Below are 23,043 nucleotides of genomic sequence, written 5' to 3'. Positions count from 1 at the left end.
TTGCAATAAAAAACATCTTAATTTTTTTAAAAAATTAAGATGTTTTTTTTGTATATATTCATATTTAAATAGAAAACTATTCTTTATCGGTTTCAGGTTGCGTTACTTTTAATTTTTGCTTTAATAACGCATAATCTTGCGTTAACGTTACAAGTTGATGATGTAATTTAGAAATTTTTCTTGTTAAGTCAAAAATTAATATGAAACAGAATAATAGTCCAAATAAGAATAAAACAGATGGAGGATATTCTACGTGTAATAGTTGGCCAATCCAATTTATAATTTTTTCAGTAGAACTTAAAATAGCCATTGCAACACAAACAAAAATCCATAAAATAGCATATTTAGTTTCTAAAGCTCCACGACGAATGGAATTAATAATTAATAAAAATAATAATAGAATGAAGATAAATGAAAAGGTAATTATAGGCATTTATTATCAACCTTTCACAATTTTTTGCATCAATATAGCAAGGCTTACTTTAATCATGTAATATGCAGATTTAAGAGGTGTGATAGAAGATTGTCCCCCTTGACGCTCTTGCATATTTACGGATATTTCATTAATGCGTAATTTTTTCTTTTTTAAATGAATAAGGACTTCTGGTTCTGGATAATCTTTTGGATAATTATGTGCAAAAATCTTAATTACTTCTCTATTGATAGCACGATACCCAGAAGTTGGATCCATAAAGGTTTGTTTTGTTAGTACTTTCAGTAGAGCAGTAAAATAAAAAATACCAATTCTTCTAGAAATACTACCTTTATAGGCTGTTTTCTCTGTAAAACGTGAACCTAGCACCATATCGCATTGGTCTTCAGCAATAGGTTTTATAATTTTGTACAAATCATCAGGATTATGTTGCCCATCAGCATCGAACTGAATCGCAATATCATATCCATTCTCATAAGCGTATTTATAACCAGTTTGTACAGCTGAGCCAATACCTAGGTTATATGGTAAGTTCACAAGGTGAACAGGAAAATCATTTACGATTTGAGCTGTTTTATCATGTGATCCATCATTAATAACGCAAATGCTTAATTCTGTAAAATGCTGTTTTAGTTTTAATAATCTTGTTAATGTATCTGCAATTGCTTCTTCCTCGTTATACGCAGGAATAATAATTAACGTTTTTGGTATTGAAATTGGTACCTCAACAGACATTATCGCACCATCCCTTATATACTTAATTATATTATAGTTATTTTTAAACGAACCTTATCTAATATACCATTAATAGTATAGCAAAATAAAGGAAAAACTGGTGGATTATTTTAGGAGACAAACAGTAAATAAAAGATAAGAGGTGGAATTTTTTACAATAAAAAATACATGCAAGGATGAAATAAACCTGTGCATGTATGAAGTGAGAGTATCGTATTATATATTCCATGGCTTACTTAAAGTTAAAACTTCAGCCATCTCTTTACTTTTTAAACGTCCCTTTTTTCGGTTTTCCGCGCGTTCTAAACCGGTTGTGTGTAACCAATGTTCTTCTTCAGTTTCAGGAAGTACTTGTGGTACGGATGAAGGTTTTCCATCTTTTATTGCCACAAATGTAATGAAGCAAGTAGCAGCAATTCTACGCTTGCCTGCTAATAAGTTTTCTGCGATTACTTTTACGAAAACTTCCATTGAAGATTTCCCTGTATAACATACAAATGCTTCATAACAAACAGAATCAGCTTGGTGAATTGGAGTTAAAAAATCAACTGAATCAATAGATGCTGTTACGCAATGTTTACGACTATGTCTTGCAGCCGCAATTGAAGCAATACTATCAATTTCTGCTAATAATTTCCCTCCAAAAAGTGTTTGGTGATTATTTAAATCGTTAGGAAAAACACGTGTTGTCTTAATTGCTTTAGATTCTCGCATGAATTTCTTTTCCATATATTCAGCCCCTATAGTCTGTTTTCAATCAGAATAATATGTGTAAGCAGATTACTCATATTAGATATTTAATGAAGTAAAGTGTATTCCAAAAGAGGATTATTTAAACTTCTGTATTTGTATTCATGTAACTGAAAGAAAATTTATTTTATCTAAAATGTAGTGTAAAAGAGGATTCGCTTACATTGCAAGTAAAAAGTAATGACTATGTATTTGTCATAGAAATTCCCTATCAGCCGTGTACCCATTCATGATAGAATCGTTTTGTTATGAATGGAAATAGAGGTGCAATGGACATATGAATCATATACAAACAAATTTTTCATCTTTCTTCAATAAAATTACAATCGGTGCGATGCTCGCATTTTTCGTTTATAGTTGTTGGGCAGCATTTGAGACAAGTAAGCAATTTTTTGGAGGAAGTACAACAAGTGTAACAATCATATTAGCAATTTTTATCATACTTATTTTGTTAGTGGCATCAATTCTACAATATCGTTTTACAGATAAACAATTTCTTATTTTTCTTATAAGTATATCTATAGTTGTGAGGGTTAGTATGCTGTTATTTGTAGATGCTCCAATAATTGGTGATATGAAAGTGATGTATGAGTCTGCAAAGCAGATTGCAATTGGTAATAATATAGGGACTGTAACTCATTTGCCTTTTATTATATATGAGTCGGTAATTATTCGTATATTTGGTGATTCATTATTCGCTTTACAACTATTTAATGTGCTATTTTGCACAGGAACAGCATTATTTATTTATCGTATTGCGGGAATGGTTTTTGGAGAAGAATGCGGTCGTATTGCTTCTATCTTTTATGCTCTGTATATTCCAAATATATTCATGAGTTCCGTATTAACTCCTGAATCACTTGCAATATTTTTATTTTATTTTGCTTGTTACATACTTTTATATAAAGGATTAGATCATCCTTATATGTGGGTGTTTTCAGCGATTTTATTTGCATTTAGTAATATGGTTTTCCCAATGGGATTATTTCTTCCTATTTTTATTACGGTATATGTATTATTAATCGAAGTATTTCAATCAGCAACGAAACAAAAGGTGTTACTAAAAATGATAGGGATACTTATTCTATTTTATAGTGCCCATTTTAGTGTGAATTATGGAATTAAGACAATGGGATTGTCACAATATACGATTTCAAATGAGACGTATGTTCAATCTGTTTTAATTGGAAAGACGCAACATGAAGAAAAAATATCGAAAAATCAAAGTGTAACAGAGCATATTGATCAAAAGTTAAAAGAGATTGAGGGAGAAAGATTTAAACTTTTAGAGCCGATGATAAATCAGTTTTCAGATGAAGGGGTAAATTCTATTCTTTTCAAATGTGAAAAACTGATATATATAGCCGTAACATTGTTTATGACTATAGCTCTATTACACTTCCTTATTAAGAAACAACAAAATGAGGGATATATGTTGTTCTTATTTTTAATTAGTGGCTACGTATTGTTAAAGCTCTTTCAAGTAGATATGGCATATTACAATGTAATTATGCCGGCATTGTTCATTTTGCAGAGCTTTGGTGTTTATATGAGTTATGTGTATTGTCAAAAAATATTTTTCAGAAAATAAAAAGAATCCATTCTGGATTCTTTTTTTGATGGAAGATGAAATTTAGTAGTCAGTGCAGATGAAAAGTATGCCTGACTTGAATTTGATCCCGCTATTTTCCAGGCAGTAAGACCCCCACCTCAAAATCAGCGAAAGCAAAGAAGTTAGGTGGGGGGCGGGCTGCCCGTAAAAGCCCGATTGGTGAGGGCTGATAATCAACGGGGGATGAACAAAACCCCCGTTGATTAAAGTTTCACTTTATCTTATCGATTTAGTTCTAGTTGTAAATTATCGGCTGTTAGAGCCATTTGTGAGGAATCATCTTGAATTCCTTTCATTACTTGTGAAATAGCTTGTAGCTCGTGTTCAATTTTCTTATTCTGTTCTTTTGAGTTAGACATATCTTTTACAATTTCTTGGAAGTATCGATCTGTTGCTGACATACTATCCGTTCCTTCCGATACGAGAGAGCTAATTTGTTTCACGGAAGACGAGACACGGGTAATTTGTTCATTTGTTTTTTCAACGAGCTTTGTAACGTTAAATATAGATTCTTTCGTTTGCTCTGATAATTTTCGAATTTCACCAGCAACAACAGAAAACCCCTTCCCAAATTCTCCAGCACGTGCAGACTCGATAGCTGCATTTAGTGCGAGTAAATTGGTTTGCTCCGCAATCGATTTAACAATATCTATGATTTCATTAATTTTGTTAGAAATATTAAGGAGTTCATGAGTATCTGTAATAATCGTTTCCATATTCATTTGAATAGATCCCATTCGTTTGTTTTGCTGGTTTAATTGTTCTTTCCCTTTATTGGCTTTTTCTTCAGATGTTGTAGCTAATGATGTACCTGTTTTAGCAATCTCTACAATAGTTTCAGATTTGGCGGTTAGTTTTTGAATAGAAGAGCTTGTTTTTTCAGATACAGCAGCTAGTTCTGTTGCGATATGCGTAATTGTCATAGCAGTTAGTTCTTTTTCTTTCTCATGCTCTTTTTGCATTCTTTCATATTCAGATTCATAAGCTGCAAGAACAAGTTCTTGTTCAAGAGTAAATAATTTATTTATAACATTTATAGAATAGGAAAAATCATCGATTGTTGTTATTTTTGTTTGCAAAATCTTCATGATAGAGCGGAACAATTCTTGATAAGCAGCAGTATACCATTTTCGATGTAAACCAATTTGTACATGCCTTTTGGCAATCCTAACACGCTGTTCAATAAAATCTTCATGCATATTGCCGCTGAATAATTCTTTAATATGTGTTTTTAAAGTTTGTTTTAGTTTTGGAATAGAGCTGTAACGTTCAATAATAGTAATTAAATTAGGTTGTTTTGTAATGTTGGCATAGAATTTTTCAGTAATCCAATCTATTTCTGCATAAATAAAAGGCTGTAGTACTTTTACAACTTGTAAATCTTCTTTTGAAATATGTAGCATATCCATTTGAATTTTTAATTCAGAATTAGTAGGGACATTAAAAGTTATTTGTTGGTCCTTACTTAATTCGATTATACTGGCATTTGTTTTATTAATATTTTTTTTGAAAACCCCAAGCATCATTCTTTCCCCCTGTATATAAAACGTTTTCAATTTTAAAACTAATATAGAGTAATTATATATGCTTATATATAATTACTCTATATTAGTTCGTTGAATAGTATATAAATTAAGAGAATTCTATCTAGAATTCTCTTAATGGCCTTTATTAATTTTAGCATGTGTTTTAAAGAAAACAGGGAAATGAACATTATATATTACAGTGACGACACGAATAATGAATGTTACTAATAAACAAACATAGAAAGCTAACACGTGCGCCCCCATACCGTGTGTGATTAGGAAGCTAATTGCTCCTAAGATAGAAGCGATTGCGTAAATCTCTTTTCGGAATACGTAAGGGATATCTTGAGCACAAATGTCACGCAAAATACCGCCTCCAATACCTGTAATGACTCCCATTGAAACAACTAGAAATGAGGCGTCAACATGATGTGACATTGCCGCATTTGCACCAATAGCTGTAAAAACACCTAAGCCAACAGCATCAGAAAGCATAATAACGACTTGAAGTTTATTGATGCGCTCAAAAAACATACAAGTAAATAATGCTGATAATACACTTACGAAAAAGTAAATGGGTTTTACAAATGCGACAGGGGGCAGGTTACCAATCATGATATCACGAATAATACCGCCGCCGAGCGCAGTAGCTACAGCTAAACAAAGGACACCAAATAAATCTAAATCTTTTTTTAAACCAACTAATGTACCAGAAATGGCAGCGGCGATAATGCCAAGAAACGTAAATATATCGATTAATAACATGGCCTTAATCCCTTCCTCTTAAAGATGTTCCAGAGAAAAAATATACACTAAAGTATTGGAAATAACAATTACTTTTCGCTACATGTAGAAAAACGGATAAAATTCATAAAGAAAGCGTTTGAAAATGTTTGGAAAATAGCCATAAAGTAATTTGAAAAAGATATGAAAAGATTAATTTTACATTTTTTGATGTTGTTTATTTGGTAAAACATTACAATTATAGGTAGGTTATTTATATTTGTATAAAATGATAAAAAAATATTTATATACTGACAAAAATAAGGGGATGGTTGTTAGATAGATTTTATAAAAATAGGGGAGTATAGCTAAAGGACGATAATTTCTATTACTGATTAATACTTGTCCTGGCTAGTTTTAGCTGGAAAAATAGTTCTCGATTTGAATATGAGTTATGTTATAATTGCTAGGTGTGTTTGAATGATAAAAAATTATGATTAAAAGATAATGTTAAGATTTTGTATGGAGGTCTTGGAATGTTAGCAAATCAAGCTAGGGTTAGATTTGAGCATTTTTTGCTCTTTTTTATTATTTTACAGCCTGTTTTAGATTTATTAACGTCTCTTAGCATCACTTTATTAAAGTCAAATGCTACCGTTGGAATTTTAGTAAGATTCCTTATTATGGCTGTTGGTGGTATTTACATTTTAATTCAGGCAAAAGAGAAGGAAAATAGAAAGTTTTTAATTTATCTTATATTGTTAGCCGGAGTTTTAGGGATAGGATTTATTAATAACAAACTAGTTAAGGATCCTATTGTACTTAGTGAAGAGGTTAAATTCGTTGCGAAAGCATTATATATATATATCATGCTGGGATCATACATTTTAGCTTTAAAATCATTGAAAAAGACAGTTAATATTAGTGATAAGGTTCGAAATAGTATTGTATATTCTACATTAATCATTAACGCAATTATGGTTATTTCTATTTCAACATCTACTGACTTTGGTAGTTATGAATGGATGAAGGTTGGTTCTCGAGGTTGGTTCTATGCAGGGAATGAACTAGGTTCAATCTTAGCTATTATTTTCCCTATTGTAGTACTATATTCTATTCAAAAAACAAAGAGCTGGAAACACATTTTATATTGGATTCCATCACTTTTAATGATTTATTCGCTAATTCAAGTTGGTACAAAAGTAGGAATGGGCTCAATTGGTGCTACGCTAGCGGCAGCAATCGGGATTATTTTACTACAATTATTATTTGATAGAAAAAATCCGAACAAAAAATCCCTTGCGCTTAATGCAGTAATTGCTATTGTCCTATTAGCTGGTGTAGTCGGAACGTTTAAACAAACGCCATTAGCACAAAATATGGGTATTCACAATAATTATTTATCAGAGCAAAATGTGGCACAGCAAGGTCAAAAAGAAAAAGAAATTAAAGAGAAGCTGAAAAAAGAGCAAGAACTTAAAGCAAAAGAAGAAAATCATCATAAAGTTGAAAAGCCAGAAGAAAAGGCGAAGATAGAAGAGGAAGTTAAGAAAGAGCTTGAGAAAGAGCAAAAGAAAGAAAATCAAGAAAATCTTATTTTCAGTGGACGTCAAGTATATGAAGAAAGACATAAGCAGTTCTTTAAAGAAGCGCCAATGTCACAAAAGTTATTAGGAATGGGTTATGCAGGTAACTTTAAATACAATGAACAAAAGCAGCCAGATCCAAAACTAATTGAAATGGACTTCCATGATTGGTTTTATGATTTCGGGATTATTGGCTTTGTATTACTAATGATTCCATTTATTTATTACGGGCTAAGAATTCTACTAGCATTTGCTACGAGATTTAAGGACATATTTAATATAAAATATGGAATGATTTCAGCAAGCTTATTGTTAGCGTTAGGTATTGCTTATATTGCAGGACATATTTTAACAGCACCAGGAGTTGGTATTTACTTTGTAGTGGTGTTAGCTTATCTAATAGTAGACCTAGAAATTGAATGATAAAAATAAAAGCTAACTTTTGTTAGCTTTTATTTTTTAGTACAGTAAAATAAAAATAGATGGAAACGTAGCGAGGATTTAAAGGAGGAAAAAATATGAAAATATTGCATATGAATGCAGGAGCAGAAGATGGGGGAGGGAAAACACATATTATTTCACTTCTCGATCAGTTTCCAACTGGTGAAGTAGAATTAGCAGTATTTGAAGATGGAATTGTTGCGAAGGAAGCAAGGGAGTTAGGGATAAAAGTCCATGTGTTTTCACAAAAATCGCGCTATGATTTATCCATTTTAAAGAATATAAGTGAATTTATTAATAAAGAAAAATTTGATGTAGTTCATACACATGGCCCTAGGGCTAATTTCTATGTTTCTTTAATGAAAAAGAGAATAAAGGCAAAATGGGTAACGACTATTCATAGTGATCCATTTCAAGACTTTACTAAACAGGGCTTAAAAGGTTGGATTTTTACGAAATTAAATTTGAAAGCCTTAAAAAATATAGACTTATTTTTCGTTGTAACAAATAGATTGAAAAAAAGCCTGGCAGCATTAGGTATTTCAAATGAAAAGATGCATGTTATTTATAATGGAATTGAATACGATAAGGAAAAAGCAGAAGGCTATAATAAAAAAGAAATGTTCAATATTGATGAAGATGTATTTACGGCAATCCAAGTAGCACGATTACATCCTGTCAAAGGACATGAAGTTTTATTCGATGCGTTACAACAAACAAAATTAGAGAAAATTAAAGTATTATTAGTTGGCGATGGCCCATTAGAAGAAAATCTAAAGTCATTAGCTACTGAAAAAGGGATTAACGATAAAGTAGAGTTTTTAGGACATCGTCAAGATGTAAAACAATTATTTGCGTCGTCACATGTAAATTTATTAACTTCCCATAGTGAAGGGTTCCCACTAGTTTTATTAGAAGCGGCAAATCAACGCGTACCATCAATTGTAACTAGGGCTGGAGAAATTGAACCATTAATCGTAGATGAAACTTACGGATGGATTGTGCCAACAGGTGATGGAAAGGCATTAGCATTAGCTTTAGAAGAAGCGTATGATAAGTGGAAAACTGGAGAGTTAGCAGCAATGGGTAAACATATTTATGAGCACGCTACTATGAACTTCTCACTTCAGAAACTATATGAAGATACAAAGGAAACATATAAGCAATTAATAGCGAAAAACTTGTAATGATAGAGAGGATAGTTAACTATGGCAGTACAAACAGTTGATATTCTAGGCGTTCCTTTTTCTACAATGACAATGGATGAAACGGTCCAATATTTAAAAGAACAACTAGAAGCGGAGCGAACTCATACGTTTCAGGTAGTAACAGCAAACCCTGAAATTGTTATGTGCGCAAAAAAGGATGAAAAGTTCTATCAAACATTATTGAATACAGATTTAATTACACCTGATGGTATTGGGGTTGTAAAGGCAAGCGGGATGCTTGGTACACCTTTAAAAGAACGTGTAGCAGGTTTTGATTTAATGTGTAATTTACTTGCGAAGTTATCAGAAGATAGTAAGCCGGTATCTGTTTTCTTATTAGGTGCAAAGCCGCATGTTGTACAAGCTGCAGCAGATCATTTAACAAAGACATATTCAGCTGTATCCATCGCTGGTATACAAGATGGTTATTTTAAACAAGAAGACGAAGAGAATATTATTTCTCGCATTCAAGAAGCAAAACCAGATTTATTACTTGTTGCACTTGGTTTCCCGAGACAAGAGAACTTTATCCAAAACAATAAGCATCGTTTAGAAACGAAAATGGCTGTTGGAGTGGGTGGAAGTTTAGACGTATGGGCTGGAGAGGTAAAACGCGCACCAAAATGGATTCAAGCGATTCATTTAGAGTGGTTTTATAGATTATGCAGTAATCCAACACGCTGGCGTCGTCAGTTAGTATTAGCGGAATTTTTAAAAGAAGTAATGCGTTCGAAAAAGTAGCGAAATATCGCTGCTTTTTTTATTTGTTCATTTTTAATAAATTGAAACTTTAATCAGTGAGGCATCCCCACTGATTATTAGCTCTCACCAATCGGGATAGACGTTTTACTTTTTGGGAATGATGAAGGAGAATTTTTTACACAAAAGTATTTTACTTATACAATTCACACATGTAAAATGATGTGTAAAGACACCTGTGTGAGGAGGACTTCTAGTGGGCAAGGTAAAAGAAATTTCGAAGCGCAAACTACTTGGTATAGCTGGGCTTGGATGGCTATTTGATGCAATGGATGTTGGAATGCTTTCATTTGTAATGGTAGCCTTGCAAAAGGATTGGGGATTAAGTACGCAAGAAATGGGCTGGATAGGCAGTATTAACTCAATCGGTATGGCAGTAGGAGCGCTTATTTTTGGGATACTATCAGATAAAATAGGGCGAAAATCAGTCTTTATTATTACATTATTATTATTTTCTATCGGTAGTGGTTTAACTGCATTAACGACGACACTTGCGATGTTTCTCGTTTTACGCTTTTTAATTGGTATGGGGCTTGGCGGAGAGCTTCCGGTTGCCTCTACACTAGTATCAGAGAGTGTTGAAGCGCATGAGCGTGGGAAAATTGTTGTGTTATTAGAAAGTTTTTGGGCAGGTGGATGGCTAATTGCAGCTCTTATCTCGTATTTTGTTATTCCTAAATATGGTTGGGAAGTTGCGATGGTATTGAGTGCAGTTCCAGCATTATATGCTTTATATTTAAGATGGAATTTACCGGATTCCCCAAGGTTCCAAAAAGTTGAAAAAAGGCCATCTGTTATTGAAAATATAAAATCAGTTTGGTCTGGGGAATATCGTAAAGCAACAATTATGCTATGGATTCTATGGTTTTGTGTTGTCTTTTCCTATTATGGAATGTTCCTTTGGTTACCGAGTGTAATGGTGCTAAAAGGATTTAGTTTAATAAAAAGTTTCCAATACGTACTTATTATGACATTAGCTCAACTTCCAGGATATTTCACAGCTGCTTGGTTTATTGAACGTCTCGGTCGTAAATTTGTTTTGGTTACGTATTTAATCGGGACAGCTTGCAGTGCTTATTTGTTTGGGGTTGCGGATTCATTAACAGTATTAATCGTGGCAGGTATGTTACTATCCTTCTTTAACTTAGGTGCTTGGGGAGCATTATACGCCTATACACCTGAGCAGTATCCAACGGTTATTCGTGGTACAGGTGCAGGAATGGCAGCAGCATTTGGTCGTATTGGTGGTATTCTTGGGCCGCTATTAGTGGGATATTTAGTTGCTTCAGAAGCTTCACTATCATTAATATTTACGATTTTCTGTGGATCAATTTTAATTGGTGTATTCGCTGTAATAATACTTGGACAGGAAACGAAGCAACGAGAATTAGTATAAAACGTATCCCTGACCGTTTATTATCCTACACTACTCGGCTCTTTATAGGCAGTTAGTGCGGGATAAAAGGGGAGAGGAAACCGAAGTGGTTTCCTTTTTTCTGTTTTTTTAGATAAATAATGGTATAGTAAGAAAAAGGGATTATTTCTTATAAAAGCGAATGTATACAACAGGACATATGGACAAAGAATTAGGTGGTTGAAGAAATGAAAATTTTACTGATCATGGAAGAGGCAGAAGAGAGAAGAGAGTTAGTTGAAAATTTCACTGAAAATATGAGAAATGTAGAATGTTTTGAAGCAAAGACAGGAACAGAATCTTTATTTATGATGAAAAAACATATACCAGACTTTGTTTTTTTAAGTTCCAAATTACTAGATGGTAGTGGTTTTGAATATGCAAGTTTATTACGAGAAATAAATTGCTATACAAAATTTATTTTTGTAGGTGAAAACATAGAAGAATCTATTACAGCTTTTCGTTTCCAAGCATTTTATTATTTATTGCGACCATTTCGTGAAGAAGATTTACAATTTCTTTTATATAAAATAGGTAAAGAACAAGGTGAGAAAGCAAAGAGTTATTTGCGGAAACTACCGATAGAAAGTCAAGAGGGTATACGATATATTCTTCCAGAAGATATCGTATATGTAAGTAAAAATAAAGAAAATAAAACTGTTTCAATTTACACAACGAATAATCAGTATATTTCAACATATACACTTCAGGAATTAGAAAATAAGCTAAATGCATATGATTTTTTACGTGTACATAAAAGCTATTTAATTAATATGTTATATGTAAAAGAACTGAAACCTTATTATAATGGCACGTATAATTTGTATTTAGATAGGTATGATGAGCAACCGATTCCAGTCAGTCGTAATTATGTAAAACGCCTTCGAAATAACATTGAATTATAGTAGGTAATGAGAGTATTTTAACATGATAAACTGAAAATCCTTCATGATAGGGAGGATTCAAGTTAAATATTCAGAAAATTTAGTACAATCTCCACTAAGAAATAGTATTGGGGGAATTGTATGTGAAGACATTGAAATCGATTTTACTTTGGGGCGTTATTACAGCAGTAGGAGCAGGTGCTTTTGGGGTAATAGCTTTATCACAAGGTGAAACCATTAATGCTGTATGGCTCTTAGTAGCTGCCGTATGTGTATATGCAGTTGCTTACCGCTTTTATAGTAGATTTATAGCGAGAAAGGTTTTTAATTTAGATGATAATCGGCAAACACCAGCCCATACATTAAACGATGGGAAAGACTATGTTCCAACAAATAAGTGGGTATTGTTTGGACATCACTTTGCAGCGATTGCTGGGGCGGGACCTTTAGTAGGACCGATTTTAGCAGCACAAATGGGATATTTACCAGGAACCATTTGGATTATTGTTGGGGTAGTTGTTGCGGGGGCTGTCCAAGATTTTGTCATTTTATTTGCTTCGATGAGACGTAATGGTAAATCGTTAGGAGAAATGATTAAAGATGAGATTGGACCTGTTACAGGACTAATTGCAATGATAGGTATTTTAGGAATTATGATTATTTTATTAGCAGTATTAGCGTTAGTCGTAGTAAAGGCACTAATCGGAAGTCCTTGGGGAATGTTTACGATAGCAGCAACGATTCCTATCGCTATTTTAATGGGAGTTTATATGCGCTATATTAGGCCTGGTCGTGTTGGAGAAGGATCAGTAATTGGTATTATCCTACTTATTTTATCTCTTGTTGGAGGACAGTATGTAGCAGAAAATCCAACACTTGCAAGTATGTTCACATTTAGTGGTGAAACAATTGCTATTATGCTTATTGTATATGGATTTATCGCATCGGCATTACCAGTTTGGATGCTTTTAGCACCACGTGATTATTTAAGTACATTTTTAAAAGTCGGAACAATTGTAGGGTTAGCAATCGGTATCTTAATTGTAGCACCAGATTTACAAATGCCAGCAGTTTCGAAATTTATTGATGGAACTGGTCCTGTGTTTTCTGGAAACTTATTCCCGTTCTTATTTATTACTATTGCTTGTGGTGCAGTGTCTGGATTCCATGCTCTCGTTTCATCAGGTACGACGCCGAAGATGATCGAGCAAGAGGGACACGCACAGCCAATCGGTTATGGAGCAATGTTAATGGAGTCGTTTGTAGCAGCGATGGCGATGATTGCAGCTTGTGTATTAACACCGGGAACGTATTTTGCAATTAATAGCCCCGCAGCACTTATCGGTACAGATGTTTCGCAGGCAGCTCAAGTTATTTCCTCATGGGGATTTGCTATTACACCAAATGAATTAAAAGATCTCGCTGTAAATGTTGGAGAGCAAACAATTTTATCACGTACAGGTGGTGCGCCAACATTAGCGATAGGTATGGCATATATTTTCTCACAAGTAATAGGTGGAACGGCCATGATGGCATTTTGGTATCATTTTGCGATTCTCTTTGAAGCTCTATTCATTTTAACAACAATTGATGCCGGAACGCGTGTCGGCCGATTTATGATTCAAGATATTTTAGGGCATGTATATAAGCCATTTGGGAAAACGGATTCTACATTAGCGAATGTAATCGCTACAACATTATGTGTATTAGGGTGGGGATATTTCTTATACCAAGGGGTAATAGATCCGCTCGGTGGAATTAATACATTATGGCCACTTTTCGGTATTGCAAATCAAATGCTAGCAGGTATTGCATTATTACTTGGAACGACAATTTTGTTTAAAATGGGAAAAAAGGCGTACGTTTGGGTAACACTTATTCCAACTATCGGGTTGCTGATTGTAACGATGACGGCGGGATATCAAAAGCTATTTCATGAAAATCCTAAAATTGGATTTCTATCGCATGCAAAGGTATTTCAGGGAGCATTAGATGAGGGAAAAGTGTTAGCGCCAGCTAAAAATGTCGCTCAAATGAAGCAAATTATTTTCAATGATTATATCGATGCAGCGCTTTGCGGAATTTTTATGATAGTTGTAATCGCTGTGTTAATTTCAGCACTTCGAATTTGGATCCAAGTATTAAGAAATAAGCCAATGCCGTTAAAAGAGGCACCATATATTCCTAGAGATGAAAGTGAGTCGAGGAACTATGCTTAAAAAGTTGTGGCAAGTATGGGGTGAAAGAAAACGCTTTATTAGTTTGCTCGTTGGAGTACCAAGTTATGAAGTATATGTGGAGCATATGAAAAAGCATCATCCTGAAGAAGAGGTTGTATGTCAAAAGCAATTTTTTGCTGAGGCACAAGAAGCAAGATTTAATGCAAAGGGTGGAAAAATATCACGCTGTTGTTAATGAAAAAGGGCGAGTTTTCGCCCTTTTTATTTTTTTGCTGTTTCACGTGGAACAGCAAAAATAAACAAAACCTTTGGGAATTAAAGGTATTTCGTATACAATAAAGTGAGGAAGGGGATAGATGGAAAAGTAGGGAGATTATTTTATGTTAAGGGACTTATTTGTAAATACAACAATTATTCTTTCCTTTATTTTTATTGGGGGCCAGCTTTTAAGGGATAAGCCGTTAAAAGAAGGATTCTCTTTTGGGCAGAAATGTGTAGTAGGCATTTTTAATGGGATACTAGGTATAGTATTGATGTATTTCAGTGTTCGTGTTGGTACCATTCTATTGGATTTACGCTATTTAGCTGTTATTCTAGCTGTTATTATTGGAGGACCGATAGCGAGTACCATAACAATTGGTATGATTTTAGTAACTAGGCTGTTGTTTATGGATTATTCATTAGCTTCTCAAGTGGCTTTTTATACAATCATTGCGATAGGAATAGGGAGTATCTTTATTTCGCGCATGAAGCTTTCTTTAGGGGGAAAGTGGGTATGGTTACACACATATATTTTATCTATTCTAATCCCAGCGTTATATATATGGTTAATTAAAGAAATCCACATAGTGGGATTATATTTAATTTCTAGTATTATTACAGGTTACATAACATTCATAAGTGCAAATTATGTTTTACAATCCAATGAGTTATTTCAAAAGATGAAACAATACGCAACGATAGATGCATTGACAGGTTTAGGAAACGTAAGACAGTTTGATTTAGAGATGAATCGTCATATTAGTAATAAGAACATGAAAAATGATTCGTTTTGTTTACTACTTATAGATATTGACCACTTTAAGTATGTAAATGATACGTACGGGCATCCTGCAGGGGACGAAGTGCTAAAACAAGTAGGATGTATTTTACGAGAAACTTCACAATTTCCAGATTTGGCTTTTCGAAAGGGTGGAGAGGAGTTTGCGCTTTTGATACCGAATAAGGGATTAGCTTACGGAATTCTTATGGGCGAGCAAATTCGTACAGCTGTTGAAAGTCACTCATTTCAATTGTTAGATGAAACGAAAATAAAAATTACAGTTTCGGTGGGGGTTTCAGAATATGAAGAATCAACGGAGCAATTTATTCAAGCGGCGGATGATGCGTTATACTACTCGAAACGAAATGGTAGAAATAAGGTCAGCTCTGTATCTTAAAGATAAGATGACCAGAAGACATAAAGCTTATAAAAAACACTCACAGAGGCAATGTATGAACTTTGTGAGTGTTTTTTATTTATATATTAGACAAGTTCTTTTGATACAACAAATTTACGATATGCACCATGGTGAGTTGGACCTACGTATTCGTTAATTTTGAATGAGTAACGAATAGCAGCTGTGATGAATTCTTTAGCAGTTTTTACTGCTTCTTTCACAGGTTTTCCTTTTGCAAGTTCTGCTGTAATTGCAGCAGAATATGTGCAACCTGCGCCGTGTGTATTTGTCGTATCAATTTTTTCTGATTCTAGAAGGTCGAATGTTTCTCCATCATATAGGACGTCGATTGCAGTTTCCGTACCAAGTTTGCTACCGCCTTTAATTAGGACGTATTTCGCACCTAAAGCATGGATCTTTTTCGCTGCTTCTTTCATGTCTTCAAGAGAATTAATCTTTACGCCACTTAATTGGTAAGCTTCAAATAAGTTTGGTGTTACAATTAATGCCTTTGGAACAAGAACGTCACGTAAGCAATCATTCGTTTCAGGATGTAATGCTTCATCAGCACCTTTACATACCATAACAGGGTCAACTACTACATTTTTGAAATTGTGCTTTTCGATTGTTTCTGCAACCATTTCAATAATTTCTACTGATCCAAGCATACCTGTTTTTAAAGCGTCTACGCCAACACCTTCAATTGTTGTTTCTAATTGTGGTTTTAATGTAGAAGCTGGGATTGGAAATACGTTATGTGCCCAACCGTTATGTGGATCCATCGTTACGATTGTTGTAAGAGATGTCATTCCGTATACGCCCAGTTCTTGGAATGTTTTTAAATCTGCTTGTATACCAGCACCGCCACTTGTGTCAGAACCAGCGATAGTAAGTGCTTTATTTAATGTCATTATGAAAGCCCCCTCGAGTGATATAATGAAAACTATGTTCTCACCATTATATCAATGTTACGAATAAGTACAAAGTGAAAAGTAGATGATTTATTTTAAGAGCTATTTAAAATCTTGTATGCAGGAGACTGAGTATGTTTCGAGATAATCGTACAAATGAATTAGTTATATTAAAGGAAATTGCAGAAACATTAAATACATCAAATGATACATATCATGTATTGCAAGCTGTCCTAGAGAAATTACTAAGTGTAACAGGTTTAACGACAGGATGGATTTTTCTTGCGGATGAAAATGGGAAGTATACGAAGTTAATTGACTATCAATTACCAGAGGCACTGACATATGAAAATAAACGCCCGATGTGCGAAGGTGAATGTTGGTGTTTACGAGGTTTTGTAGATGGAAAATTAGAGAGAGCCGTTAATATTATTGAATGTAAAAGAATTAATAATGCAATTGAATATAATTGGGGGGATACGGAGGGCATTCTTCATCATGCTACGGTTCCTTTAAAAGCTGGGGGAGAAAAATTTGGGGTGTTAAATGTTGCAAGTCCGGGTAAAACACATTTTTCAGAAGAAGAATTAGTATTACTCCAATCGGTTGCCTTCCAAATTGGTACGGCTTTAAAGCGAACAAAATTATATGAAAATGAAAAGAGAAGAGCACATTATTATGTGAAATTAGAGCGTTTCATTCAAGATTTAAAAACGATTCATAAGTTTAATGTACTACCTGAAAAGGTGGTAAATCACGTAGGTGAAGTATTTCAATGGAATCAAGTAGCGCTTTTTATTAGGGAGGAAAAAGAATTATCTCTGCGAGCGTCTTACGTTCAGGAAGAGTTAAAAGAGGATATAAAAGAGGCGGCCAAGAAGGCGTTAGAACAAGATGAACCAGTTCTAATAAAACATCAAATAGGACATAATGTACATCTAAATCGAGCTGTTATTGCTACACCAATACATATTCAAAACCATATATTTGGTGTTTTATGTGTTAGCTTGAATAATGGAGAGTTGGATGCTAATACAATAGATGTAATTCAAGCATTATCGAACCATGTTTCGTTAATAATAGAGAATTTGAGGTTAAACGAGCAGCGCCGTGAACTTGTACGAATGGAAGAAAGAAATCGGTTAGCAAGAGATTTACATGATTCTGTTTCGCAAAAATTATTTTCATTAACCTTCATGACAAAAGGCGCTGAGGCAGTTTTAAAAGGTAAAAATGAAAAGGTAGATCAATCTTTGCATGAGATGCGTGAACTGGCGCAAGGAGCTTTGAAAGAAATGAGGACATTAATTTGGCAGCTTCGTCCGGCAGGATTAGAAAAAGGATTATTGCCAGCTCTAAAGCAGTACGGTGAAAATTTGGGACTGAAAATTAGGGAGCAAGTTACGGGTGTTCGTGATTTACCTCGTGTAGTAGAAGAAGCTTTGTGGCGCATAGGCCAAGAAGCACTGAACAATGTAAGTAAGCATGCAGGTGTAAAAGAAGCGACGATTTATTTTACAGTGAATGAGAAAAATGTATCATTAGAAATAGTCGATCAAGGAAATGGCTTTGTAGAAAAGGATATAAAAGAGAAGAAATCACTTGGCATGACTACGATGCGTGAAAGAGTAGAATTAGTTGGTGGAACAATTAAAATTGTAAGTGATAAGAAAAGAACAAGTGTAAAAATAAACGTACCATTATGATGTGAAAATGAGGGAAGTTCGTGAAAATAAAAGTATTGTTAGTTGATGATCATACAGTCGTTTTAAAAGGATTAGCATTTTTCTTAAGTACACAGGAAGATTTAGAGTTAGTTGGAGAAGCGAATAATGGGAAAGAAGCGTTAGTGAAAGTAGGAGAAACAACTCCCGATGTTATATTAATGGATTTATACATGCCTGAAATGGATGGTGTTGAGGCAACGGCATATATTAAAAAAGAGTATCCAAATGTGAAAGTAATTGTATTAACTAGCTTTTCTGATCAGGCGCATGTGTTACCTGCATTAAGGGCTGGAGCAAGTGGGTATATTTTAAAAGATGTAGAACCAGATCAGCTTGTTGAGGCTATTCGAAGCGCATATAAAGGTAATATTCAATTACATCCGGATATAGCAAATGCTCTTCTCTCTCAAACATTACCTGTAGAAGAAAAGGAAGAAGAACCTTCTATTCAAGTGGATGTGCTAACAGCGAGAGAAAATGAAGTATTGCAGCTATTAGCAAAAGGGATGAGCAATAAGGAAATTGCATCTGTTTTAGTTATTACAGAAAAGACAGTTAAGGCGCATGTAAGTAGCATTTTGAGTAAGTTGAATTTATCTGATCGTACGCAAGCGGCATTATATGCAGTGAAAAATGGAATTGTATAAGACGAAAGTCGTAAGACCAAGTTCGCCTTTAGAAGGTGGACTTTTTTTATGGAAAAATACGTCTATGTGAGGACGAAATTGTCTTTATATAAAGATAAAATATGTTTGTAAGCAACAAAACAACAATTACAAGGGATACCTTTTTTGAAAGCATATAACAACATAAGAGTGAGTACTAGGAGGAATAAATAATGGCAACAGTTTTATTCGTTAAAGCAAATAACCGTCCAGCGGAACAAGCAGTTAGTGTAAAATTATATGAGGCATTTTTAGCAAACTATAAAGAAGCACACCCAAATGATACAGTAGTAGAACTTGATTTATATAAAGAAGAATTACCATATGTAGGCGTAGACATGATCAATGGTACATTCAAGGCAGGTAAAGGCTTTGATTTAACAGAAGAAGAAGCAAAAGCAGTAGCAGTTGCTGATAAGTATTTAAATCAATTCCTAGAAGCTGATAAAGTTGTTTTCGGCTTCCCATTATGGAACTTAACGCTTCCAGCAGTATTGCACACATATATTGATTATTTAAACCGTGCTGGTAAAACGTTCAAATATACGCCAGAGGGTCCAGTTGGCCTAATCGGAGATAAGAAGATTGCATTATTAAATGCAAGAGGCGGCGTATATTCAGAAGGTCCAGCAGCTGAGGTAGAAATGGCTGTTAAATATGTAGCAAGTATGATGGGCTTCTTCGGCGCAACAAACATGGAAACAGTAGTTATTGAAGGACATAACCAATTCCCAGATAAAGCAGAAGAAATCATCGCTGCAGGTCTTGAAGAAGCAGCTAAAGTAGCAAGTGAATTTTAATTAAAATTATAATCGTCACTCGAAAAAACAGTATTAACGTTTACATGTTAATGCTGTTTTTTATATTTTTAGTTCATCAGCAAGTTTTTCTAATGTATTTCGATCTTGTATATAATATGTTCGGCCTTCTTTTCTTAAATAATTTTGTTGGCAAAACTGATTTAATACATATAAAAGATGACGGTAGCTGACATTTAAATATTCCGAGGCCTCGGTATGCTTTTCTATATAACAATTATTTTGCTCTGTTAATAAAATAAAAGCAGCTAATCGATTTTCAAAAGGATAACTATAGTTTTTTGCGTAATTTTCAGTGCGAGTAATTGTCTTTTCTCCAATAAATTTACATAAGTGCTGTAAAAACGTTGCATCTTGTAATAAAAGTTGCTGACAATCTTTAAGAGGAAGTGCCAAACACACACAATCTTCTAGTACTTCAACGGACTTAGTAATATTTTCTACTCCTATTAATCCTAATTCCCCGATAAAAGATGGTGCTTGAATAAAATTAATTAATGAAACCTTCCCGTTTTTATGACTCATATATATTTTTGCTTTCCCAGAAATTAAGTAATAGAGATAAGGGAGAGCTTTTCCTTCGCTACATATCATCTCTTTCGTTTGAAAAGAATGCAGCTCTACATATGGCAAGACATGAAATGAAAATAGGGTATGGAATTGATGGATTCGCATGTATTGATAAATTTCTTCCTCATTTTTGCTGATTTTCATATTTTCACCCCTATGTATAGTATGAGATATCTCCTATTATCTTTACAAGAAGGAATGATATGATTTATGTAAATTTGTTTTTGTAGAAAAGAGAGTGTGATGAATTTATGAAAAAATATAAAACGTTGTTATTTGATGTAGATGATACATTACTAGACTTCCAAAAGGCTGAAAAAGTGGCTTTACGGGTGCTTTTTGAAGAGAAGGGAATCCCTTTAACAGACGAGATAGAGGCTCGTTATAAAAAAATAAATAAAGGTCTTTGGGATGCTTTTGAAAAAGGGGAACTATCACGCAATGAAGTTGTAAATACAAGATTTTCTCTGTTGTTTAAAGAGTATGGAGAAGAAGTAGATGGAATATTATTGGAAAATAATTATCGTAACTACTTAGAAGAAGGAAATCAACTCATGCAAGGTGCGTTTGAATTTATAAATCAAATTCAAGGAGAGTATGAATTGTATATAGTGACAAATGGTGTTTCTAAGACGCAAGATAAACGTTTACGTAATGCAGGTTTACATTCATTATTTAAAGATGTTTTTGTTTCGGAAGATACAGGTTTTCAAAAACCGATGAAAGAGTATTTTGATTATGTTTTTGAACGGATTCCTAACTTTGCACCTGAAGCAGGGCTGATTATTGGGGATTCATTAAGCGCTGATATGAAAGGTGGATATGTAGCGGGAATTGATACTTGTTGGTTTAATCCAGAAAGGAAATTAAATGATAGTGGGATTATACCGACATATGAAGTGCATAATTTTGAGGAGTTAGAAGCGTTATTAAAGCAGCATGTGTAATAAAAAAATAGGCAGTGGAGCTTTCATCCCCACTGCCTATTTTTATTAATTTTTATTTTCGTTATGTTTTGGGAGCGGAAAGGCATTCCCGATAGCAGCTGCACCAAGCATGGGCAATAGTAAATTAAGCGGGAAAAACATAAGTAATAGTAATGTTATAGCTATTGGCTTTCGTAACGCATAGCTTGAAATTGCTGTCGTTACGATGGCAACAGATGCTACTGGATCTATAGGAAGAATAGATGCTACAGCGTATCCGATACTTGACCCAGAAAATATAATTGGGAAGATATGTCCACCTCGCCACCCTGTGTTCAAACAAACGGCAGTAATGCACAACTTTAAAATCCCTGAAAGAAGTAGTATCCAAAAAGATAAATGGCTCCATTCAACAACTAATTCTTTTAATTGATGTTCCCCTGAAAATAATGTGTACGGAAGAAAAGTTCCCGCAATTCCTAATAAAATACCACCGATAATTCCGAGTGTCAGTTTGTATTCCCTAAAAGGGTGAATTAACTTCTCTAATGTGAATTCTAACTTGAAATAAAAGAAACCAACTATAGCACCGATACTAGCAAGTGGAAGAAATGCGATCCATTCATTGAAAGAAAGTGCACCTTCCCCGAAATCAACAATAAAGGATCCACGATTATCGAGTTTACTCAGTAGTAAATAAACAGAAAAACCTGCGAAAGTAGTAGTTAAGTATACAATCGCCTTTTTTCCTTTAGAAAAAGCAGCAATTTGTTCCCCCTCATTTTCATTTGGTGCTAAATAACCGAATAATGGTGCGTTAAAAATGACACTTAAAGTAGCTCCAATTCCGATCTCGGTTAGCTCATTCATACCCTTTAAGGCAAATTTAAAGCGATCCCCTACCCATGTGCACAGTCCGCCTATAATTCCAACTAGTGCGGCTTCTGGACCAAGACTAGCTCCGAAAATTAAAACAATAATCGCTGTTAAAGTAGCCTGATGGACAAAGCGATATTCGATTCGACCAGTTTTTTTATATTCAGCCATCACTTCAGGCATAAGGCGTGGGTATGTACCGAAATGTTTTTGTGATAGACCAACAAGGACCCCGCCAATTATTGTTACGCAAAGGGTGTAATAAGAGGGAAAAGAGAGAACTTCAGGCAAGTATCCCCAAATAAAGTGGATTCCAATATTTATTGTGACTAAAAATAACCAGACTGTAGCTCCTACTATAGATCCTAGAAGAATGCCATATAGAGCAAGTATGTACTGCATATCTTTTTTATTTGTCATGTTATACCTCCGTTATGTAAATCTTAGTAGGTAAAAAAGTGAAATATACTAGTGAAAAATGGATTGAATATATATAGTATCTTTTTGAGAAGATGGCCTATTCAACATATAGGCTAACTTTTGGGGAATTTGATTATAGGTTAAATTACTTATTTAATTTTATAGACTGATTTGAGGTTTTTAAAGGTCTTTTTTGAAATAGACTAGAATATATTTCTTTTGTTGCTTTATATGAAACTGTTAACATTTATTTTAGAACATTCAGAAAAACTGTTTGACATTAGGAAATTATTGCTATAAAATCAACGGTAATTGCATAGTCTTATCAAGAAAAGGTGGAGGGACAGGCCCGATGAAACCTTGGCAACAGCCGTATAACGGAATTGTGCCAAATCCTGCAGGTAGTAATCCTGAGAGATAAGAAAGAGCCTTTAGAGCGT

The 23,043-nt window shown here is 34.1% G+C and carries 21 protein-coding genes, 1 pseudogene and 1 riboswitch; of the genes and pseudogenes, 13 read left to right on the top strand and 9 right to left on the bottom strand.

Translation table 11 applies throughout. The features are described from left to right. Nucleotides 1-76: 76 nt before the first annotated feature. From GBN78_RS05495 to GBN78_RS05485, 3 genes are all read right to left on the bottom strand, one after another. Nucleotides 77-433, bottom strand: coding sequence for a DUF2304 domain-containing protein (locus tag GBN78_RS05495; protein ID WP_001121767.1), 357 nt, complete (start codon nucleotides 431-433; stop codon nucleotides 77-79). A gap of 6 nt (nucleotides 434-439) precedes the next feature. After that, complete coding sequence (locus GBN78_RS05490; protein ID WP_152127051.1) at nucleotides 440-1,168, bottom strand: glycosyltransferase family 2 protein; 729 nt, start codon at nucleotides 1,166-1,168, stop codon at nucleotides 440-442. A gap of 216 nt (nucleotides 1,169-1,384) precedes the next feature. Next, nucleotides 1,385-1,897 carry an acyl-CoA thioesterase gene (locus GBN78_RS05485; protein ID WP_070184502.1) on the bottom strand — a complete coding sequence of 171 codons (513 nt, stop codon included), beginning with the start codon at nucleotides 1,895-1,897 and terminating at the stop codon, nucleotides 1,385-1,387. 298 nt (nucleotides 1,898-2,195) lie between these two features. Here GBN78_RS05485 and GBN78_RS05480 point away from each other — a divergent pair, with 298 nt between their 5' ends. Next, nucleotides 2,196-3,509, top strand: coding sequence for an ArnT family glycosyltransferase (locus GBN78_RS05480; protein ID WP_070184501.1), 1,314 nt, complete (start codon nucleotides 2,196-2,198; stop codon nucleotides 3,507-3,509). 242 nt (nucleotides 3,510-3,751) lie between these two features. On the opposite strand, the gene GBN78_RS31125 is transcribed toward GBN78_RS05480, so the two are convergent. The 3 genes and pseudogenes from GBN78_RS31125 to GBN78_RS05470 all read right to left on the bottom strand — a co-directional run bounded on the left by GBN78_RS31125 (nucleotide 3,752) and on the right by GBN78_RS05470 (nucleotide 5,821). Then, entirely contained in the window at nucleotides 3,752-4,558 is an 807-nt protein-coding gene (locus GBN78_RS31125) for a methyl-accepting chemotaxis protein (protein ID WP_374221796.1), read from the bottom strand. Beyond that, nucleotides 4,556-4,933 (bottom strand): annotated as a pseudogene (locus GBN78_RS31120) (protoglobin family protein); the annotation flags it as partial. The pseudogene GBN78_RS31120 and the gene GBN78_RS31125, both read right to left, overlap by 3 nt. Before the next feature lie 255 nt (nucleotides 4,934-5,188). Continuing rightward, complete coding sequence (locus GBN78_RS05470) at nucleotides 5,189-5,821, bottom strand: trimeric intracellular cation channel family protein (RefSeq protein ID WP_088046162.1); 633 nt, start codon at nucleotides 5,819-5,821, stop codon at nucleotides 5,189-5,191. Nucleotides 5,822-6,315: 494 nt separating this feature from the next. On the opposite strand from GBN78_RS05470, the gene GBN78_RS05465 reads away from it, so the two are divergent. The 8 genes from GBN78_RS05465 (at nucleotide 6,316) to GBN78_RS05425 (ending at nucleotide 15,690) form a co-directional block, all read left to right on the top strand. Then, complete coding sequence (locus tag GBN78_RS05465; protein WP_000880749.1) at nucleotides 6,316-7,788, top strand: O-antigen ligase family protein; 1,473 nt, start codon at nucleotides 6,316-6,318, stop codon at nucleotides 7,786-7,788. Between the two features lie 95 nt (nucleotides 7,789-7,883). Then, the gene (locus GBN78_RS05460) at nucleotides 7,884-8,993 is read left to right on the top strand and encodes a glycosyltransferase family 4 protein (protein ID WP_000697464.1); all 1,110 of its coding nucleotides are present in this window, start codon (nucleotides 7,884-7,886) and stop codon (nucleotides 8,991-8,993) included. 21 nt (nucleotides 8,994-9,014) lie between these two features. Beyond that, nucleotides 9,015-9,755 (top strand): WecB/TagA/CpsF family glycosyltransferase, encoded by a 741-nt coding sequence (locus GBN78_RS05455; RefSeq protein ID WP_000290748.1) that lies wholly within the window; start codon nucleotides 9,015-9,017, stop codon nucleotides 9,753-9,755. A 214-nt stretch (nucleotides 9,756-9,969) separates the two neighbouring features. Beyond that, nucleotides 9,970-11,169, top strand: a complete 1,200-nt coding sequence (locus tag GBN78_RS05445; RefSeq protein WP_000521077.1) for an MFS transporter — start codon at nucleotides 9,970-9,972, stop codon at nucleotides 11,167-11,169. A gap of 206 nt (nucleotides 11,170-11,375) precedes the next feature. Beyond that, a complete protein-coding gene (locus GBN78_RS05440) occupies nucleotides 11,376-12,092 on the top strand; it encodes a LytR/AlgR family response regulator transcription factor (protein WP_152127049.1) in 717 nt (238 codons plus the stop codon). 122 nt (nucleotides 12,093-12,214) lie between these two features. Further along, on the top strand, nucleotides 12,215-14,290 hold the full coding sequence (cstA, locus tag GBN78_RS05435) for a carbon starvation protein CstA (protein ID WP_000854310.1): 2,076 nt from the start codon (nucleotides 12,215-12,217) through the stop codon (nucleotides 14,288-14,290). Continuing rightward, nucleotides 14,283-14,486, top strand: a complete 204-nt coding sequence (locus GBN78_RS05430; protein ID WP_000914504.1) for a YbdD/YjiX family protein — start codon at nucleotides 14,283-14,285, stop codon at nucleotides 14,484-14,486. The genes cstA and GBN78_RS05430 overlap by 8 nt, the downstream gene beginning before the upstream one ends. Before the next feature lie 145 nt (nucleotides 14,487-14,631). Continuing rightward, entirely contained in the window at nucleotides 14,632-15,690 is a 1,059-nt protein-coding gene (locus GBN78_RS05425) for a GGDEF domain-containing protein (RefSeq protein WP_088046167.1), read from the top strand. Nucleotides 15,691-15,776: 86 nt separating this feature from the next. Here GBN78_RS05425 and pdxK read toward each other — a convergent pair whose 3' ends face one another. After that, complete coding sequence (gene pdxK, locus GBN78_RS05420; protein ID WP_000174245.1) at nucleotides 15,777-16,601, bottom strand: pyridoxine/pyridoxal/pyridoxamine kinase; 825 nt, start codon at nucleotides 16,599-16,601, stop codon at nucleotides 15,777-15,779. 134 nt (nucleotides 16,602-16,735) lie between these two features. On the opposite strand from pdxK, the gene GBN78_RS05415 reads away from it, so the two are divergent. The 3 genes from GBN78_RS05415 (at nucleotide 16,736) to GBN78_RS05405 (ending at nucleotide 19,793) form a co-directional block, all read left to right on the top strand. Further along, a complete protein-coding gene (locus GBN78_RS05415) occupies nucleotides 16,736-18,307 on the top strand; it encodes a GAF domain-containing sensor histidine kinase (protein WP_000488141.1) in 1,572 nt (523 codons plus the stop codon). Nucleotides 18,308-18,327: 20 nt separating this feature from the next. Next, complete coding sequence (locus GBN78_RS05410) at nucleotides 18,328-18,975, top strand: response regulator (RefSeq protein WP_000695812.1); 648 nt, start codon at nucleotides 18,328-18,330, stop codon at nucleotides 18,973-18,975. Nucleotides 18,976-19,166: 191 nt separating this feature from the next. Continuing rightward, complete coding sequence (locus GBN78_RS05405; RefSeq protein WP_152127047.1) at nucleotides 19,167-19,793, top strand: FMN-dependent NADH-azoreductase; 627 nt, start codon at nucleotides 19,167-19,169, stop codon at nucleotides 19,791-19,793. Between the two features lie 60 nt (nucleotides 19,794-19,853). Here GBN78_RS05405 and GBN78_RS05400 read toward each other — a convergent pair whose 3' ends face one another. After that, the gene (locus GBN78_RS05400) at nucleotides 19,854-20,525 is read right to left on the bottom strand and encodes a transcriptional regulator YeiL (protein WP_152127045.1); all 672 of its coding nucleotides are present in this window, start codon (nucleotides 20,523-20,525) and stop codon (nucleotides 19,854-19,856) included. 107 nt (nucleotides 20,526-20,632) lie between these two features. On the opposite strand from GBN78_RS05400, the gene GBN78_RS05395 reads away from it, so the two are divergent. After that, nucleotides 20,633-21,328: a YjjG family noncanonical pyrimidine nucleotidase gene (locus tag GBN78_RS05395; protein WP_000760192.1), complete on the top strand. Its 696-nt coding sequence runs from the start codon at nucleotides 20,633-20,635 to the stop codon at nucleotides 21,326-21,328. A 45-nt stretch (nucleotides 21,329-21,373) separates the two neighbouring features. Here GBN78_RS05395 and GBN78_RS05390 read toward each other — a convergent pair whose 3' ends face one another. Continuing rightward, nucleotides 21,374-22,603, bottom strand: coding sequence for a chloride channel protein (locus GBN78_RS05390; protein ID WP_000182467.1), 1,230 nt, complete (start codon nucleotides 22,601-22,603; stop codon nucleotides 21,374-21,376). 319 nt (nucleotides 22,604-22,922) lie between these two features. After that, nucleotides 22,923-23,027: riboswitch (SAM riboswitch) on the top strand. Nucleotides 23,028-23,043: the final 16 nt, after the last annotated feature.

The sequence above is a fragment of the Bacillus sp. B2-WWTP-C-10-Post-4 genome (assembly GCF_009183805.1).
GTDB classification, from domain to species: Bacteria; Bacillota; Bacilli; order Bacillales; family Bacillaceae_G; genus Bacillus_A; species Bacillus_A cereus.
Note: the sequence above shows the minus strand (reverse complement) of the source record. Positions and strands in the feature narration are given on the sequence as shown.

What these genes read in the sequence shown, in the direction of transcription:
- GBN78_RS05465 (WP_000880749.1), top strand. Translation starts at nt 6,316, where the DNA reads ATGTTAGCAAATCAAGCTAGGGTTAGATTTGAGCATTTTTTGCTCTTT.
- GBN78_RS05405 (WP_152127047.1), top strand. Translation starts at nt 19,167, where the DNA reads ATGGCAACAGTTTTATTCGTTAAAGCAAATAACCGTCCAGCGGAACAA.
- GBN78_RS05415 (WP_000488141.1), top strand. Translation starts at nt 16,736, where the DNA reads ATGTTTCGAGATAATCGTACAAATGAATTAGTTATATTAAAGGAAATT.
- GBN78_RS05460 (WP_000697464.1), top strand. Translation starts at nt 7,884, where the DNA reads ATGAAAATATTGCATATGAATGCAGGAGCAGAAGATGGGGGAGGGAAA.
- GBN78_RS05390 (WP_000182467.1), bottom strand. Translation starts at nt 22,603, where the DNA reads ATGACAAATAAAAAAGATATGCAGTACATACTTGCTCTATATGGCATT.
- GBN78_RS05395 (WP_000760192.1), top strand. Translation starts at nt 20,633, where the DNA reads ATGAAAAAATATAAAACGTTGTTATTTGATGTAGATGATACATTACTA.
- GBN78_RS05495 (WP_001121767.1), bottom strand. Translation starts at nt 433, where the DNA reads ATGCCTATAATTACCTTTTCATTTATCTTCATTCTATTATTATTTTTA.
- pdxK (WP_000174245.1), bottom strand. Translation starts at nt 16,601, where the DNA reads ATGACATTAAATAAAGCACTTACTATCGCTGGTTCTGACACAAGTGGC.
- GBN78_RS05490 (WP_152127051.1), bottom strand. Translation starts at nt 1,168, where the DNA reads ATGTCTGTTGAGGTACCAATTTCAATACCAAAAACGTTAATTATTATT.
- GBN78_RS05485 (WP_070184502.1), bottom strand. Translation starts at nt 1,897, where the DNA reads ATGGAAAAGAAATTCATGCGAGAATCTAAAGCAATTAAGACAACACGT.
- GBN78_RS05425 (WP_088046167.1), top strand. Translation starts at nt 14,632, where the DNA reads ATGTTAAGGGACTTATTTGTAAATACAACAATTATTCTTTCCTTTATT.
- GBN78_RS05470 (WP_088046162.1), bottom strand. Translation starts at nt 5,821, where the DNA reads ATGTTATTAATCGATATATTTACGTTTCTTGGCATTATCGCCGCTGCC.
- GBN78_RS05400 (WP_152127045.1), bottom strand. Translation starts at nt 20,525, where the DNA reads ATGAAAATCAGCAAAAATGAGGAAGAAATTTATCAATACATGCGAATC.
- GBN78_RS05480 (WP_070184501.1), top strand. Translation starts at nt 2,196, where the DNA reads ATGAATCATATACAAACAAATTTTTCATCTTTCTTCAATAAAATTACA.
- GBN78_RS05440 (WP_152127049.1), top strand. Translation starts at nt 11,376, where the DNA reads ATGAAAATTTTACTGATCATGGAAGAGGCAGAAGAGAGAAGAGAGTTA.
- GBN78_RS05455 (WP_000290748.1), top strand. Translation starts at nt 9,015, where the DNA reads ATGGCAGTACAAACAGTTGATATTCTAGGCGTTCCTTTTTCTACAATG.
- GBN78_RS05430 (WP_000914504.1), top strand. Translation starts at nt 14,283, where the DNA reads ATGCTTAAAAAGTTGTGGCAAGTATGGGGTGAAAGAAAACGCTTTATT.